The sequence below is a fragment of the Flavobacterium sp. CFBP9031 genome (assembly GCF_034044945.1).
Classification (GTDB): Bacteria; Bacteroidota; Bacteroidia; order Flavobacteriales; family Flavobacteriaceae; genus Flavobacterium.
On sequence record NZ_JAXCWF010000019.1, the window covers coordinates 23,001 to 41,569 of the forward strand.

The following is an 18,569-nucleotide window of genomic DNA, read 5'->3' on the forward strand; positions in this document are numbered from 1 at the left end:
GCTTTAGTACTAGATATTTTTGTCTTTTAAAATTTGAGGATAATGAATACTGGTATGTACAATCATTTCGCCAAATAATGTATTCGCCCAAGCAAACCATTTACGGGTAAATTTGGTTACATCGTCTTTATGAAATGATTCGTGCATAAATCCTGTATCAGCGTTTGTTTTAATCAAATTACTTATACAGGCTTTTATTTCTTTTTCGTCTACACTTGTAATGGCTCTCAAAACAATACTCATAGGCCAGATCGTATCAACTCCCGTGTGCGGACCGCCAATACCTTCGCCCGCTTTTCCTTTATAGAAAAACGGATTATTCTCAGACAGCACCACTTTTCGTGTATTTAGATATAAAGGATCATTTGGAGCGATAGCGCCTAAATACGGCAATGATAATAAAGACGGCACATTAGCATCATCCATCATGTGGAAACTGCCGTATCCGTTTACTTCAAAAGCTATAATTTTTCCGAATTTCGGGTGATTGATAATTCCGTGTTCATTAAGTCCTTTTTGAACCTCATCTCTCAGTTTTGTGGCTTTCGCAACCAAATCATTGTCTTTTAAAGCTGGAAGAGAGAAAATTTCAATCAGATAGCCCAATATTTCAATAGCAAACATATTACTCGGAATCAGATAACCGAATAAAGTAGAATCGTCGCTTGGTCTGAAAGTCGAAACAATCAATCCGCAAGGTTTTACAGGATAGCCATAACCGCCTAACGGAACTCCATCTGTAGCCCAAGCCGTCTGACGCTGAAAACTATACGGTCCGCCTTTGCCATCCATTCGCTGCTGTTCTTTAAAAGTCTGAAGAATTAAAAGCATGGCTTCTTTCCATTTGGCATCAAATAAACTGATGTCTCCTGTTTCCTTCCAATATCCGTGTGCTAATCGAACCGGATAACACAAACTGTCAATTTCCCATTTTCTTTCGTGAATTCCGGGCTGCATTTTAGTAAGGTCATTTTTCCATTCGCTTTCCTTCGTAAAATCTTTATAAAAAGCATTCGCATACGGATCCAGCAGAATACATTTCGCTTGACGATTAATTACACCTTTTACCAGTTCTGCTAGTTTCGGATCTTCTTTTACAAACGGAATATAAGGCCAAATCTGCGCCGTACTGTCTCTAAGCCACATGGCATCAATATCTCCTGTAATTACATACGTATCTGGTTTGCCGTCAATAATTTCAAAATCGACTGTAGTATCTAATGTGTTAGGGAAACAGTTTTCGAATATCCATGCCAATTCAGGATTGCCGATTTGTTTTTTAATACGTACGATAGCGGCTTCAATTGCTTTACTCGTAAATTTTCTTTCCGCAACAGGAGGTCTTTTAGAAACAAAATCTTTTAGCGGAAAGGGAAAAGTATCTGAATTAAATCCGAAAGCTTCTGTTTGAAGTGCCAGTAATCCTGCTGAAAAAATGCCTGCATTTCTTATAAATTTTCTACGTGACTGCATATATTTTTATTTTGAAGTTGAATAAGAATATGGGAATGATTCCTTTGTTGTGCCTCTTTTAAAATTAGGAGAACTTGTCATATCAAAATTTAATTCGCCTCCTTTCAATACATCAAAATGATTGATGTAATTTTTAGTATGAAGAGCATTATTCCATTTTAATTCGTTTACATATTTGTTGGTTTCTGAATTATTAGGCGCATTGATAATAAGCTGTTTTCCGTTTTCTAACTGCAAAGTGGCTTTCTTAAACAGAGGCGCTCCCAAAACATATTCTTCTGTTCCTGGGCAAACCGGATAGAATCCCATGGCTGAGAAAATATACCAAGCAGAAGTTTGTCCGTTGTCTTCATCTCCACAATAACCGTCTGGAGTTGGTTTGTACAAACGATCCATGATTTCTCTTGACCAATATTGTGTTTTCCAAGGTTCACCGGCATAATTGTACAGATAAATCATGTGCTGAATTGGCTGGTTTCCGTGCGCGTATTGCCCCATATTCATAATCTGCATTTCGCGGATTTCATGAATAACAGCACCATAATAACTGTCATCAAAAATTGGAGGTGTGGTAAATACAGCGTCTAATTTTGCTGTGAAATTTTTCTCTCCGCCCATCAAATCAATCAAACCCTGAATGTCGTGAAAAACACTCCAGCTATAATGCCAGCTGTTTCCTTCGGTAAAAGCATCTCCCCATTTAAACGGATTAAAATTGGCTGGAAAACTGCCGTCTTTATTTCGTCCGCTCATTAATCCTATTTCTGGATTGTAGAGTTTTTTGTAATTCAGCATTCGTTTTTCATACAGACTGATTTCTTTTTTCGGGCGATTTAATGCTTTTGCCAGTTTCCAGATTGTAAAATCATCGTAAGCATATTCAAGCGTTCTGGCTGCATTTTCATTGATTTTCACATCATACGGAACATATCCTAAAGTATTGTAGTACTGAACTCCTTTTCTACCAACAGCTTCCAGAGGCCCTTCATTATTGGCTCCATGCAATAAAGCTTCGTACAAAGTATTGATGTCATAACCGCGTAATCCTTTCATATAAGCATCAGAAACTACAGAAGCAGAATTATTTCCGACCATTACGTTTCTAAATCCTGGGCTTGACCATTCTGGCAGAAATCCGCCTTCTTTATAATCATTGATCAATCCTTCCTGCATTTCTTTATTTATAGAAGGATAAACCAGATTTAACAAAGGGTATAAAGCACGGAAAGTATCCCAAAATCCAGTTCCTGCGTACATGTAACCTGAAAGGACTTTTCCGTTGTACGGACTATAGTGCACAATTTTTCCGTCTTTATCAATTTCATATTGTTTTTGAGGAAAACAGACTGTACGGTACAAACAAGAATAAAAAGTCCTTAACTGATCTATATTGTTGTCTTCCACAGCAATTTTTCCTAGAACTTTATTCCATTCTGCTTTAGATTGCGTAACTGTTTCTTCAAAAGTTGCTGTGCCTAATTCGTTTTTCAGATTCAGCTCTGCTTGTTCTGGACTTATAAAAGAGGATGCCACTCTAACATTTACTTTTTCTCCTTTTTTGGTTTGAAACCCGATAACTGCGCCTACATGATTTCCTTCTGCTTCTAATTTATCAGCAGTCAAAACTTTATCAATCCAAGTTGAATTGGTTAAGAACTTTTTATCAAATACGAGAACAAAATAGTTCTTGAAATTTTGAGGCACTCCCCCGCTGTTTCGCGTTGTATAGCCGATTATTTTATTTTCTAAAGGGATTATTTTGATATAAGAACCTTTATCAAAAGCATCGATTACAATAGAAGATTTTTCGTTTTCTGGAAATGTAATCTGAAAATGCGCAGCTCTTTCTGTTGTCGTAATTTCGGTTGTCACATCATGATCAGCCAAATAAACACTGTAATAATATGGTTTTGAAACCTCCGCTTTATGGCTGAACCAGCTCGCGCGCTCGTCTTCGGCGAAAGCCAATTTACCAGTAACTGGCATAATCGAAAACTGACCGTAATCGTTCATCCAAGGTGACGGCTGATGCGTCTGCTTAAACCCTCTGATTTTTTCTGCAGTATAAGTGTATGCCCATCCGTCGCCCATTTTTCCGGTTTGTGGCGTCCAGAAATTCATTCCCCATGGTCTGCAGATTGCGGGATACGTATTCCCGTTAGAAAGATTATGCAAAGACTGCGTTCCCATTAACGGATTTACATATTCTACTGGCTCTTTAACTTGCGCATTTATAGAAATGCAGCAGTGTATTAATCCAAAAAAAATTAAACTTTTTATTTTCATATTCTTGTGATTTGTCAAATGTGAAGTGTGAAATGTGAAATGTGATATGTCCAATTACTTTTTGCATTTTACATCTCACATTTTACCTTTTAACTACAACGGTCTATCTTCTTTCTTAACTCCAAATGTCATTGACGGTTTGCTTCCCATATATAATTTCAGCTCTCCTCCTTTTACAATCATTTCTTGCGTGATATATGATTTTGTATAAGGTTTTCCATTATATTCTGCTTTTTGAATATAGATATTTGAAGCGCTGTTATTAACCGCATTTATCGTAAATGAAATGTCTTTTTTATGATGAATAACAGCTGTATTCACCAACGGACTTCCCAGAACATAAATTCCATTTGCAGGATTTACTGAATAGAATCCCATAGAAGACAAAATGTACCAAGCCGACATTTGCCCTAAATCTTCATTACCGCATAACCCGTCTGGTTTTGTTGAGTAGAATTTATCATCGATTTCTCGAATTAATTTTGCTGTTTTCCAAGGTTGCCCTACATAAGCATACAAATACGGAATATGATGATTTGGCTCATTTCCATGAGCGTACTGTCCTATTAAACCGCTAATATCTGGTGAAACATCCTCACCTTCTACTTTATCAGTTAGCAGGAAAAGTGAATCTAATTTTGTAATAAATTTATCTTCGCTTCCAAATAAATCAATTAAACCGTACGGATCTTGAGGAACTAGCCAAGTATATTGCCACGCATTTCCCTCAACATAATCGTCTTTACGATGTGCTGACGAAAGCGGATTAAATGGTGTTCTCCAATTTCCATTTGTTAGTTTACCACGCATAAAAGTGGTTTCTTTATCAAAATACAATTTGTATAAATTGGCTCTTTTAGTGAAATAATTATAATCGTTTGTTTTGTTTAACGATTTCGCCATCAAAGCAATACAGTAATCATCAATTGCATATTCTAAAGCATTTCCAACAGATTCTAATAATTTATCAGCAGGAATATATTCTAGTTTCTGAACATAATCCATTCCGTCTCGCGTTTGCATGGCCGTTTTTTTAATGGCTTCGTATGCTAAATTGACATCATAATCACGATATCCTTTTAAATAAGCATCAACGATAACGGCTATAGAATGATTTCCATTCATGGTATTGGTTTCGTTACCCATTAAATGCCAAACCGGTAATCTGCCCTGCTGCTGATAAATCGCTAAAAACGATTTTACAATATCATTGATTTTTTCTGGCTGCGTAATAGTGTATAATGGATGCAGTCCGCGGTAAGTATCCCAAAGTGAAAAAGTAGTGTAATTGGTAAAATTGGCTTTTTCGTAAACTTTTTTGTCTGTTCCCAGATAATCTCCGTTAACATCATTAAAAATAGAAGGCGCAAACATGGTGTGATACAATGAAGTATAGAAAACTTTCATTGTTTTTTCGTCTGCTTTTATCTGAACTTTATTTAGTGATGCGTTCCATTTTGAATCTGCTAATTTTACAATCGCTTCAAAATCCCAATTCGGAATTTCTGCTTTTATATTGGTAGATGCATTTTCTGTACTAACTGGAGAAATCCCAACTTTTACCAGAATTTGTTTGTTTTTTAAAGTTTTAAAATCTAAAACCGCTTTTATTTTTAAGCCTTCGCCTTCTGTTCCTTTAACCGCAGCCGTACTGTCATAAACCATCATATTTGTGATTGGCTCAGAGAATTCCATTGCAAAATAAATGCGCTGATCTGCCGCCCATCCTGCAGAATAACGGTAACCTTCTATTTTGGTTTCGCTTACTTTTTTAATGAACGTTTTTATCGGTCTGTCCCAGCCGATTCCGTCAGCAAGATCAATTAAAATGTGTGAGTCGTCTGTGTTCTCAAAAGTATATTTATGAAAACCAACTCTTTCGCTGGCTGTTAATTCGGCTTTGATTTTGTATTTGTCTAATAAAACGCTGTAATATCCTGGTTTTACCACTTCGTTTTTATGAGAGAAATACGAGCCATAAACGTTCACCATATCTTCTTTTGTTCCTTTGCTCAAACCGACTTTTCCACTGACTGGAAGTACAAGAATATCATTTAAATCTCCAATTCCCGTTCCACTTAAGTGCGTGTGCGTGAAACCTAAAATGGTATTGCTGGCATAATTGTAACCGCTGCACCAATCCCAACCTTCAAAAATATTTACAGGTCCTAATTGCACCGCTCCAAAAGGAACATTTGCCCCCACAAATACGTGACCATGCCCTGCCGAACCAATAAGCGGATCTACATATTGCGTATAATTAACATCTGTTTGTTTTGCCTTTTTTTGCTGTGAAATTGTTGGATTGGCAAAAAGCAAGCCTAAAGCCAAGAAACCGCTAAATAGTATTCTCATATATTTTTATTTTTGATTGCGCATTGTTTAAAATGATTGACGCAAATATTTTTTAATTTCTGTGTGTTAGACGCACTGCGGTGCGTCTCTACGAAAAACCTCAGCACCTTAGAACCTTAGCATCTTAGTACCTTTTAAGAACCTCATACAAAGAATAAATCTTAATCTCTGGCTTCGCTATTTTCCCTTCAAACGAAATTGCTTTTTCTTCTCCTGCCTTTAGATCAAAATAATTATCGCTCCATTTTCCATTATACCCTTTCATCGAGATGCAAACATATTTTGCCATTTTCTGAGCTTTTATCGTTACGTTATTTCCTTTTATTTCCCAGCTTATTTTTGGGTCTTCTAATGCCAGATCTTTTGGATGCATAAAATCGGTTTCTGGTTTTATGTCATCTCTATAGGCTTCTTTTATAGCATACCAAGCCGCTTTTGGCTGTCGGTTATTATAATCAGTAATACTCCAGCTTGCCACAGGCCAACAATCGTTCAATTGCCAGACTAGAGTTCCCATATTGTAAGGCGCTTTCGAACGATGAATACCAACAATATTTTTGATTGAATAATAATGCATACACTGACTCAAATAGGCATAATCTTCCAAATTCATCTTTTTTATTTTAGATGCATCAATGAAATATTTACCGAGATAGGAGTCTAATTTTTCAAAACCTTTGCCTGCCTTTAAATGTACTTTTAATATATCTGAATATAAGTGTCGGTCTTCTGGAGAAGTAAAACTTTCAATTGAATTATAATTTGGCAAAGACAGCATTCCGTATTCGCTCACAAATCTTCCTGTCTTGCTTTTAATGGCTTCAATATCTTCCAATCCCCACCAAATTCCCCAATAATGGCTGTCTCCTTCTGTTACGCTTTTAGCTTTTGACCAATGATATAATGGCGAAGAGCTTAAATACGGACGTTTACCATCAACTTCTTTTACCCATTTTGGAATACTGTCATGAAATAAACGTGTATAATCTTTCCACAAACGGATTGAATCTTGTTTTGAAATTTTAAAACTTTTCATCCAACCCCAATTTTTAAAGGCTTCGTCAGATTCATTATTGCCACACCATAAAACAATGCTTGGATGATGGCGCAGTCTCTTTACCTGATACTGAACTTCTTTTTTTACATTATCAAAAAAAGCGTCATCTCCAGGAACCATTGTGCCTGCAAACATAAAATCCTGCCAGACATTTATTCCGTATTTATCGCATAAATCATAGAAATAATCATCTTCGTAAATCCCACCACCCCAAACGCGAAGCATATTCATATTGGCTTCTTTGGCAGATAGAATTATTTTTTCGTATCCTTTTTTGGTTACCCTTGAGAGAAAAGCATCTGATGGAATGTAATTGGCTCCTTTCATGTAAACTGGTTTTCCGTCAATTTTAAAATAGAAAGAGCGTCCGAGACTGTCTTTGTCTTGTATCAACTCAATTTTTCGATTTAAAACATACGGTTTCTCAGATTCATTTTCGTCGTAAGCTTCAAATCTTGGCGTTTTCCATATTCCGCAGGTTGTGAATTTTGGCCCCCAATCCCAGCCAAAATGGTATTGTGCTTTGCGTACATAAGCACGTGGATTGTCTGGAATTACAAATGGATAATCTTTTTTAGCCAAGGAATCAACGACATTTTGTGCCGATTGAAATACGATTCTCAAATCGTTATTTCCTGATTTCAAGACTTTTTTAACGTCAACTCTCCATTGACGAAACATATTATCGGCTTTTAAAACCAGATGATTATTTACATAAACAGATGCGTAAGTATCTAATCCGTCAAAAACTAATTCTGTGTTTTTCTTTTTCAGCATATTGGCTGTAACCTGAAAAGCCGTTTTATATTCCCAGTTTTTGCGTTCAATCCATTGCAGTTTTTTTTCGTTATCTCTATAAAATGGATCTGGTATTAATTTGCTGTTTAGCAAATCGGTATGAATTTCTCCAGGAACAGTCGCTGGGTACCATTTTTGCGTTTTCTCTTCACGGTAGGTCCAATTGTTTTTTAAATCAATCTGCTGTGCAAAGGCAATTGATGTAAAACCTACCCAAAATAGGCAAACGAAACAGTGAAGTTTTTTTTGATAATTCATTTTATGGAATACTATATTAATACCTTCTAAAATTAGTAAAAAGGTAACTAATTTGGCAGTTTAGAGAAGGAAAGAAATGACCAAGTTTATTCCTTCTCTTTAGAATCTATTCTTTGTTAGTAACTCTAAAATACAACTAGAAATATCTTCTTTACCACTGCCTTATGCTTTATTTTGATTTTGATAGGAATCGTTTTAAATTCAAATAATGAAACAAATTCTTAAATATCGCTTTTTGAAATCTTTAAAATACAGAAAGTAAATCCATCTTTTTCAGCAGAATCTCTCTTAGTTTGCTGCGAAAAAAAAGGTATTTGAATCTGTAAAGCAACTTCTCAAATTGCTTGATTTTTAGATCAATTTATTATATGATTTTAAAAATAAGCCGGGTATGCTCATTACCCGACTTATCTTAACTAACCAACCACTTTAAAAATTATTTATCCCACCAGATTCTTGTGGTCATTAAATCTAAACCTTGACGTTGAATTGCTTCTTTATAATTAGCCTCGTTTGTAATAAGTTCGGACTGATCATAAATTAATCTTCTCGGGATTGTTCCTTTTGTGTCTCCCGTTGGATCATTCACAGGAACTAAAACTGGATAACCTGTTCTTCTGTATTCTGAGAATGCTTCAAAACCGTTGAATAATAAAACAATCCATTTTTGAGTAATAATCTGCTCGATTTTTTCTGCTTCTGTTCCTCCAGCTTTAAATGGATATGTAGTAATATAAGTGTTGTATTCTGCTGGTGAAACCAGAGGCACTTTATCTCCAAAAATTGCTAAAATATTCATAGCACCTCTTACTCCATTTTCATAATACGTTTGAGCAGATCCGCCAACGTTCCATCCTTTTACTGCCGCTTCTGCCAATAAAAACTGAACCTCAGCATAAGACATAATTAATGTTGGAGCATCTAAACGCAATACTGTTGAAGTATTTGGATCTGAGAAAAGCTTTTTATCTCCTCCTGGAAATTCTTTTGCATCATTTGCCAAACCTTGCTGACTTGCTGGGCTATTATCTCCTGTAGCTTCTAGTTTTGCATAAATTCTTAAACGAGGATCGTTTGTGTTTTTCAATAAATCGATGAAAGTTTTACTGAATTTGATGTTAGATTCTCCTCCATTTAAATCATTTCTAACCCAAGAAGAGGTAATTGGATTCGTCTTAACCCCTGCAGGACCGGCATCATGCTTTAAAACCAAACTATCATCATTTGAAGTAAATACACCTTTAGCATACGCTTTTTCTACAAATTCTTTTGCTTTCGCAGGATTTACTTTAGACAAACGCATTGCTACTCTTAACATTAAAGAATTTGCCAATTTCTTCCATCTTGCAACATCACTTTGATAATACAAATCGGCATTTCCAACAAAAGGTTTTCCAGCATCTAGCGCCGTTCCAGCCTCGTCTAATTCTTTTAAAAGATCGTTGTAAATAGCTTCTTGCGTATCATATTTAGGAGAAAAAACGTTTCCGTTATATCCTTTTCCTGCTTCAAAATAAGGAACTTCACCGTAAGTGTCTGTTAGTTTTTGAAACAAGAAAACTTTCATGATTCTACAAGCCTGAATCATATTTGTATTCTCTGGCGCATCCTCGACTACAGATAATAATTGGAAAATCTGATTTAAACCTTTTCCGTAAGTTTCACCAAAAAGGGCAGCCGAATACTCCGAAGAGTAGGTGTATTTGGAACCTGGTCCTCCAAGTGAAGAAAATTGCTGTACAATTTGTGCTGCGTACAAGTTATTTCCTCTTGTATTAGAAAAATCCTGTCCGTCTACATAAATCTCTGCAAGTGTAAACATTGATTTTACAGCTGGATCTGTTAAGGCGTTCGGATTCTTATTCATTTCTTCGAATCCTTTATCGCATGAAGCCAATGTCAAAGCACCAACAATTGCGACACAAAATATTTTGATATATCTATTTTTCATCTTTTTTAGAATTAGAATTTGACATTAAGTGCAAAACCATAGTTTCTTGTCAAAGGCATAGAAGCTCTTTCCATACCTTGCGCATTACTGTTTGAGTAATTTGACTCCGGATCGATGTTTGGAACTTTGTCATAAATAGTCCATAAATTATGAGCAGAAAATGCTAAACTAACAGACTGAAATGGTGTTCTTTTTAAATATTCTTTTGGGAAATTATAAGCAAATGAAATTGCTCTAAGCTTAACAAAATCAGCATCATAAACAAAGTTTGATGTCACATCACTGTAGCTTCTCCAGTAATCGTATGCCGAAACTGTCGTGTTTACAGGATTTCCGTTAACATCTGCTCCGCTTACTGCTACACCACCTTCACGACCAGGAAGCGTAATTTCAGATAATCCATAACGTGTTCCTAACTGATTTGTAGCCGAATAGATTTCTCCTCCAAATTTAGCATCAACAAAAACAGAAAGAGTGAAATTTTTATAAGAGAAATCATTTGAAAGTCCCATAGATGTTGGCGCAACACCTTGTCCTGCAATGATTAAATTTCCTCTTAAGAATTTTCCGTTTGTATCTAATACAATGTTGCCATTTGCATCTCTTAAATAATCGTATGCTTTAATAACTCCAAAAGGCTGTCCTTTTTCTAAAACTACATTAGCTCTTCCGTCTCTGTTTCCTTCTAATGTTTTTGTTGTGATTTTATCTGAAAGATTTAAAACTTCACTATCATTGTAAGCAAAATTATAACCTACGTTCCAAGAGAAATTTTCTGTCTTAACTGCTTTTACATTAATAGCAAACTCCACCCCTTTGTTTAGGATTTCTCCAACATTGATTTTTGTTGTTCTATATCCTGAAGCTTGAGAAACATCGGCATCGGTAATATCATTTGTTGTTTTCTTGCTGTAGAAAGTCAAATCTGTACTTACCCTGTTGTTGAAAAATGTGTTCTCAAAACCAAACTCAATTGTACTTACATTGTATGGTTTTAAAGTTCTGTTAGGAATTGTTTCTCCATTTACCCCCAAAATTGGCTGTCCTAAAGAATCTGTCTGTCCGTCTGGTGCTGTATAAGTCAATGCTAAAGCGTAAGCTTCTGGCAATGCACCTCCAACGTTACCCCAACCTGCTCTAATTTTACCATAAGAAATCCATTCAGGAAGACCGATAACTTCTGAGTAAATAAAACTTGAACTTACAGAAGGGTAAAAAGTACTGTTATTTGACGGATCTAAAGTAGAGAACCAATCTTCACGACCTGTTAAACTAAGAAACAAGTAGTCTTTGTATCCAAGATCTGCTGAATAGAAAAGAGAGTTTACTTCACTTTCAGAGAATAATTTTTCAGTTTTATCTGGTTGCGTATTTGCATAGAAATATTTGAACGGAACAATAAAGTTATTTCCTTTCATTTTAATACCGCTATATCTGTTATGCTGACGGTTTGCCCCAATAAAAGCATCCAAAGAAAGGTCTTTAGCAATATCTCCTTTGTAGCCTAAAAAACCAGAAGCATTTACTTCAGAACGGGTTTCAATTCTGTTTTCGATAGATCCACCTGGGCTATAATTTATTCCAGTAGGCTCAACTTCAGTATATTCATAATTAATATCATCAATACCAATAACAGCTTTAGCATAAATTTTATCTGTAATGTTATAATTTACTTTTGCAGACCCAATAAAACGCTTTCTAAGATCGTCATTTAAAGGAGATTTGGTAGCAAAATAAGGATTTGTATGGTATACGTTTGCTCCTAAAAAATCTTCTTCTCCGCCATTCGCATCATAAGGATTGCTTAACCATCTAATATCTGTTCCCGGAGTCATAAAAGTCGTTGGGAAAGATGGATTTCTCGGCGAATCATTTAAATAAGGACGGTTATGGCTTTTCTCAGAAATATACTGAGCGTTACTTTCTATACTGATTCTTTTATTTGGAGCCGAATTTAAACTCAAAGCTACGTTGTTTCTACCAAAAGTAGTTTCTGGCAAAATAGATTCGTCTTTAGTATTTCCAAAAGATAATCTAAAGTTTGTTGATTCATTTCCGCCAGAGATCGCTAAAGTATTACTGAAAGAATATCCAGTTCTGTAGAAATTCTCCACATTATCTTTTCCATAAGCTTGATAAGGTCTTGTTTTACCATCAAGTGATAATGAAGGTGTTCCGTCATATTTATCTCCCCATGCAAAATAGTACGAATCTCTAAGTTCTTGTAAATTGTTAAATCTAGTGGGTACACCACTCGCATTTGGAGCACCAGCACCATATTGATCTTGCCATTTTAAAAGACTTGCAGGTGTATTAAAAGAAGAATTGGTACTAAAATCTACTCCTATTCCTGTTCCGTTTTTACCTTTTTTAGTTGTAATTAAGATAACACCATTTGATCCTCTATACCCGTAAAGAGCAGAAGCGGCACTACCTTTAAGCACAGAAAGCGAAGCAATATCATCTGGATTGAAAGAAGACATACCATCTCCTTTATCAGCTCCACCCCACATTCCTGCATTTCCTTGCTGCGTATTGTCAATCGGGATTCCGTCTACGACATACAACGGCTGGTTCAATCCTGATGCAGAAGTTGCACCACGAATAACCACTCGGCTTGAACCTGATGGCCCTGTAACTGGAGCAGAAACGTTTACACCGGCAATTTTACCTTGCAAAGCATTTCCTAAATTGATTTCTTTATTTTTTGTCAGATCATCGCCTTTTAGTTCTCCTACAGCGTAACCTAAACTTTTCTTCTGTTTTTTAACTCCAAATGAAGTTACAACAACATCCTTTAATTCCTGAGTATTTTCGGCAAGTGTAACAGCAACTCTCGTTTCTTTTTCTTGTAATACAACTTGTTTTGACTGAAACCCTATAGAAGAAATATTAAGGGTAATTTTACCTTCTGGAACATTCATTTTAAATCGTCCTTCAGCATCTGTAACAGCGCTAAATGGTTTTCCTTGAACTTCGATTGATGCAGCAACAACTCCCTTGTTTTCTGCATCTGTAACTATGCCGGTTATTAATCGATTTTGCGCGACAGCACTTAAACTGCTAAGCAATATCACTCCTAACACTGCTAATATTCGTCTCATAAGCTTTTTTGTTTGGTTATTGGTTTTGATTTCGTTTGTGTTTTGTTGTTACGTGTTTGTTTTAAATAATTAATAAAAATTGGTACTCTACTTTCAATTATAGCAACAAGAAGCCTTTGCAAGTCTTGCTGTTTTTGGTTTTTACTAAATCGTTTTAGTGAAATGGTCAAAAAAATTTTAAACTGATTCTCTTATTATTAAAGAGCCTTTTTTGAGAATTTTTTCAATTTTATAGTCTTCAAAGTTGGTCATCTGACTCATTAGCAATTGTATGGACTTGACCGCTATATCTTCTATGGGCTGAGCAATTACAGATATGGTGGGCGTATGCAGTTTGAAACTGTAGTGATCATCAAAACTGATCACCGAAATATCTTCTGGAATTTTATATTTTAAATATCTAAAAGCTTGTAATCCTGCAAGTCCGAGGTAATTTGCTAAAAAAAGAACGGCATCTATATCCTTATTTTTTTCAAAGAAATTTATAATGGCTTCTACTCTGCTTTGTTCACTTGCATGATAATCTAAATGAAGCGTATAATTTTCGTTATAAATTCCTTCTTCTTTTAACGCTTCTACATATCCTTTTTCTCGCAATTTCATCTGAATCATTCCAGACTCGTTGTTTACAACAGCAATATTTTTTCTTCCTTTATCAATCAAAAATTTAGTAGCCGAGTAAGCTCCCTCATGATTGTCCATTACCACATGACTTACTTTTTGATTGGCAAAATATCTGTCGATTAGCACCACCGGCTTTTGCAATTTTAAAAGTTGGCTGATTGTTTTTTCCAGATTTCGAGTCGGTGTAATAATAAAACCTTCAACATTTGCCTGTAAAAGACTCTGCACCAATTCTTCCGAACGATTGTTATCGTCTCCTGTGCTGCAATAAAAAACCCTATAATTAATATTTTTTGCTTCGTCTTCGATCACTCTTGCCAAATCAGCAAAAAACTGATTGGATATATCTTCTACAATGAGTCCGATTGATCTTGTTTTTCCTGTTCGCAGACTGCTAGCAATCATACTTGGTTTATACTGCAGTTTTTGTGCTACATCCTGAACTTTTTTAATCACCGACGGACTAATAGCCATTTTTTCGCCTTTTCCATTGATAACAAAAGACACAGTAGAAATAGAAACTTCTGCCTGTTTAGCAATATCTCTAATTGTAATCTTTTTCATCTAGTAAAAAATTTATTGTTGAATATTTTAGTACATCACAAATATATGTAAGCAAAACTTACAAAAACGTTTTAGTAAAATTTTTTTTCAATAAATCTCTTTTTTATCAACAAAATAAAACGAAATATTCAGCAAATAAAGGATTTTGATCAGTTATTGTCATTTTGACTTTTAATGTAGATTTTGTAATTTTTATAAAGATTTTATTCAGTTTTGAGGTATTTATTAATCATTTTTCATTGCCGTTCTTCAAAAAAAAAGTTCAAAAACAATAAAATTTGGTCCATTTTTTTCAGAATAAAAAAATTATTGTGAGAGAAAAAGTAGCAGCCTAAATTCAAAATTTCATATAAAATAAAAGCCTTTAAATACAAATATTTAAAGGCTTTATCTTTTTTTAAACAAAACAATTCTCTCAAACTTTCATATCGATAAACATTTTTTTTCTTTTATATTTAAGTCCATTAGGATTATAAAAAGATGGCACCCATTTGGCCGACTCTGTTTTTAAATGAATTGGATTTTCAGCACTAGGGTTTTCCGACATTTTAACAGCGGTGTATCTAGCATAATAATGATTAAATATTCTATAAAATTCTGTAAAATATAAATCAGCAACATCCTTATTTCCTCTTATAATCAGTGTATTTTCATCATTGTTAGCAATAGAATTGTCACTAAAATTGGCAGATCCCGTTACTACAATAGGATCCTCACTCAACGGATCGATTAAAAGTACTTTATTGTGGATAAAGTTAGTTCCGATATTTGTAGGTTTCGAATTTAAAAGAAAACCTGCATGGGTTTCCTCTAACCAATCATAAAGTCCATCTTTAAGATATGTTCCGTATACAATTACATTATCATAGTCCGTTGTTACTAGACTGGTATTTTTATCTTTTTTATCTATAATAATGTATTTCAAATTATCTGTTTTTTCAACAATCACTCCTTTCATTTTCAAGCTAAAAGAAAAAGGAAACATGCCACAAACCAACTGCTTGGATCCTGCCATATAATCAGCATAGGTTTGTAGGATTGTTTTCTTTTCTCGTGGGCTGAAGAAGACTTTTGTTGACTTTTTAGGAATTTGATCATATGCTAGATCTGGCTGAATAGTGATTGTTTTTTTATCAAGCACATCGTTCAATGGATCCTGTGCAAGCTCTGTCCAATATTTAAAATATTGTTTGGCTATGTCTTCGTTACGTATTACATGCCCTACATTGCATTGTCCAAAAATTCCCTTAGGAGTTATATTTGTAGAGCCAGTCCAAACTTCTACTGGCTGTTCATCTTTGAGCAAGATTATAAATTTATTATGTGCAATAAAACGTTTTGAAGCTTCTGCACTACGCGCAATCACAACATTACGAGGTAAACCAGCTTCATTTATGGCTTTATTGTTTGCTTCTTCTTCGCCTCTAGAATCATAAATTATCTTTACATCGACCCCCTTTTCTTCGCATGCTATTTTAAATTTTTCAAGCACTGGAAGGTACTCAAATTCATAAAAGGCAGCACGAAGCTGATAAGAACTATCTTGCGCTTTATCAATAAATTTTAATAAAGCTTCTTCCAGCCCTCTCGACAGCCACTTTAACGCTTCAGCAGTTTCTTCTTCAGTCATGTCTTCAGATCCAGGTCTTTTATTCTTGAACTTTCTAGCATAAGCCAGACTACCTGCCACACCTCTATTAAAATAAACTGAATGTTCTCCTGCATCTTCTGTAGGTGTCTTAAACCTTATAGTGCAAGTATTCCCATATTTCAAATATTTTGGCTTGCCATATACAGGGCTTACATTATAGGAATAATCATGGTCACATTTAACGCTGAAATCTTCCCATAAAAATGACTGCACCGGATGCTCAAAAGTACTGTGCAGTTGCCCTTCAAATGTGTTTCCAGCGGTTTCTTCAAAATACTTAAAACCCTTAAGATAATACTTTTCATTTTCGGTATGATCTTCTCTTTCAATTGCAAATCCGAGAAGTCCATCGGTAAGGCTTTTTTCCATTTCAAAAGAAAGAAGAACTGCCGAAGTTCCTATCACCGCCGTTATTTCCAGCCCATTTTTTTGTTTTACTCTTTTACGCATTTTTTTATTTTTTATTGGTTATCATTAATTTTAAAAATCAATCCTTTAACATAAAATAAATAGATCCACAAATGAGGCATGTAGAATAAAGAAAGATGTAAAAACAGCTTTTTTTAGGCGTGAAGTAAAAATATACTGTAACAAAACAGCATAACGAAATTACAAAACATTAATTCCTTGATAATAAGTAGTTTTACGCATTTTATTTTGGTAACATAAATTTAATATATGGTATGTTATTCTTTTCAAAAAACAAAAAACAAACCTGAAATTCAATAAAAACAAGATATCCTACGTAAGAAAAAAATCACTATTTTTAACTAACTTCATTTTTGCATTATGACCGATAAATCACAACTCTTAAGTTCCATCTTCAGGCATCTTGACGGCTTGGTTACTGCTCCTGTAGCGGTCGCACTTAAAAATAAGTCTGTATTAGAATTTATATTAGATAAAAAACAGACCTCGATAGCTGAACTTACTACTACCTTTAATGCCAACGAAGGATATCTGAATGTTGCTTTGAGAGTTTTGGCTTCTCAAGGATTTGTAGAATATGAAATTGATAATAAAACGCAGGTAATCACAATTGCTGTAAATGAGAAAACTGAAACTGCTTTTTCGCTGTTTCATCTCTACGAAGATGTTGTCGAGTTACTTCAGTTATCTATACATTTTCATCCCCGTTTGTTTGAAGATACACCGTTTGAAAAGCTCAATACTATTTTTGAAAAATATAAAAAAAGATACGGAATTGAGTCTTCCAGCGACCCTATAACTAAGAGTATTCAAGAACAGATTTTAAAACATATTGAAGGTTACCTCATCGGGCCAACTATTGTTCGATTGGCGATGAACGGAATGTTTCACAAGTATTTTATGGAAACTTCTTTTAGCCCCGAAGAGTTTCATAAATCACCCGAAAATTTTAAAAAGATATTAGACTTTTTTGTGCATTTGGGCTGGTTTCTGGAGAAAAAAGGAAATTATCAATTTACCGAAGCCGGTTTATTTTTTGCTAAAAGAGCCAGCGCTTATGGTGTTACGGTTTCTTATCTTCCAACATTTGCCAAAATTGAAGAATTAATTTTTGGCAATCCAGATGCTTTAAGAACTGCAGAAGGCAAAAACGAAATTCATGTTGATCGCGAAATGAATGTTTGGGGAAGCGGAGGCGCGCACGATACTTATTTTAAAGTGGTTGATGAAATTCTTATTAAACTTTTTAATCTTCCGATCGAAGAACAGCCTAAAGGAATTCTAGATATGGGATGCGGAAATGGCGCTTTTCTACAGCATATTTTTGAAGTAATCGACAGGCAAACTTTACGTGGAAAAATGCTCGATGAATATCCGTTATTTTTAGTCGGTGCCGATTACAATCAGACGGCGCTGAAAGTCACCAGAGCCAATCTTATCAATGCAGACATTTGGGCCAAAGTAATTTGGGGCGATATCGGACGTCCTGATTTACTGGCAGATGATCTGAAAGAAAACTATAATATTGATTTGAAAGATCTTTTAAATGTGAGGACTTTTCTCGATCATAATAGAATTTGGCAAGATCCGAAGCATAGTAACAAAAATAGAGTCAGTACCTCAACAGGCGCATTTGCTTACAGAGGAAAAAGAATTAGCAATAATCTGGTTGAAGATAATCTCTTGGAACATTTACAAAAATGGTCTCCTTATGTACGTAAATTTGGTCTGCTGCTAATTGAACTTCATACTATAAACCCGAAACTTACCGCCAGTAATTTAGGTCGAACTCCAGCAACAGCTTATGATGCAACTCATGGTTTTTCGGATCAATATATTGTTGAAATTGATGTTTTTAATGCCATTGCCGCAGAAGCCGGATTGTTTCCAGATCAATCTATTTTTAAGAGATTTCCTGATGCCGATACGGCAACGGTTAGCATTAATTTGTTGAAAGGAAAATAAATAAAATGTGAAATGCAGAATGTGAAATGTGAAAAGTAGGTAAACGATATTTTT

The 18,569-nt window shown here is 35.0% G+C and carries 9 protein-coding genes; 1 reads left to right on the top strand and 8 read right to left on the bottom strand.

Annotated features, from left to right (window positions below; translation table 11 throughout):
- Window positions 1-9: 9 nt before the first annotated feature.
- From SOM12_RS23025 to SOM12_RS23060, 8 genes are all read right to left on the bottom strand, one after another.
- The gene (locus SOM12_RS23025) at window positions 10-1,473 is read right to left on the bottom strand and encodes a glycoside hydrolase family 125 protein (protein ID WP_095931251.1); all 1,464 of its coding nucleotides are present in this window, start codon (window positions 1,471-1,473) and stop codon (window positions 10-12) included.
- A gap of 6 nt (window positions 1,474-1,479) precedes the next feature.
- Entirely contained in the window at window positions 1,480-3,759 is a 2,280-nt protein-coding gene (locus SOM12_RS23030) for a GH92 family glycosyl hydrolase (RefSeq protein ID WP_095931252.1), read from the bottom strand.
- Window positions 3,760-3,852: 93 nt separating this feature from the next.
- The gene (locus tag SOM12_RS23035; protein ID WP_320495675.1) at window positions 3,853-6,114 is read right to left on the bottom strand and encodes a GH92 family glycosyl hydrolase; all 2,262 of its coding nucleotides are present in this window, start codon (window positions 6,112-6,114) and stop codon (window positions 3,853-3,855) included.
- A gap of 124 nt (window positions 6,115-6,238) precedes the next feature.
- Complete coding sequence (locus SOM12_RS23040) at window positions 6,239-8,227, bottom strand: beta-mannosidase (RefSeq protein ID WP_320495676.1); 1,989 nt, start codon at window positions 8,225-8,227, stop codon at window positions 6,239-6,241.
- A gap of 436 nt (window positions 8,228-8,663) precedes the next feature.
- Window positions 8,664-10,178 carry a SusD/RagB family nutrient-binding outer membrane lipoprotein gene (locus tag SOM12_RS23045; RefSeq protein ID WP_320495677.1) on the bottom strand — a complete coding sequence of 505 codons (1,515 nt, stop codon included), beginning with the start codon at window positions 10,176-10,178 and terminating at the stop codon, window positions 8,664-8,666.
- An 11-nt stretch (window positions 10,179-10,189) separates the two neighbouring features.
- On the bottom strand, window positions 10,190-13,282 hold the full coding sequence (locus tag SOM12_RS23050) for a SusC/RagA family TonB-linked outer membrane protein (protein ID WP_320495679.1): 3,093 nt from the start codon (window positions 13,280-13,282) through the stop codon (window positions 10,190-10,192).
- A gap of 177 nt (window positions 13,283-13,459) precedes the next feature.
- A complete protein-coding gene (locus tag SOM12_RS23055) occupies window positions 13,460-14,470 on the bottom strand; it encodes a LacI family DNA-binding transcriptional regulator (RefSeq protein ID WP_320495681.1) in 1,011 nt (336 codons plus the stop codon).
- Window positions 14,471-14,885: 415 nt separating this feature from the next.
- Window positions 14,886-16,571: a phospholipase D-like domain-containing protein gene (locus SOM12_RS23060; protein WP_320495683.1), complete on the bottom strand. Its 1,686-nt coding sequence runs from the start codon at window positions 16,569-16,571 to the stop codon at window positions 14,886-14,888.
- Window positions 16,572-16,910: 339 nt separating this feature from the next.
- Between SOM12_RS23060 and SOM12_RS23065 the strand changes: the two genes are divergently transcribed.
- Window positions 16,911-18,515, top strand: a complete 1,605-nt coding sequence (locus tag SOM12_RS23065) for a class I SAM-dependent methyltransferase (protein WP_320495685.1) — start codon at window positions 16,911-16,913, stop codon at window positions 18,513-18,515.
- The last annotated feature ends 54 nt before the right edge of the window (window positions 18,516-18,569 follow it).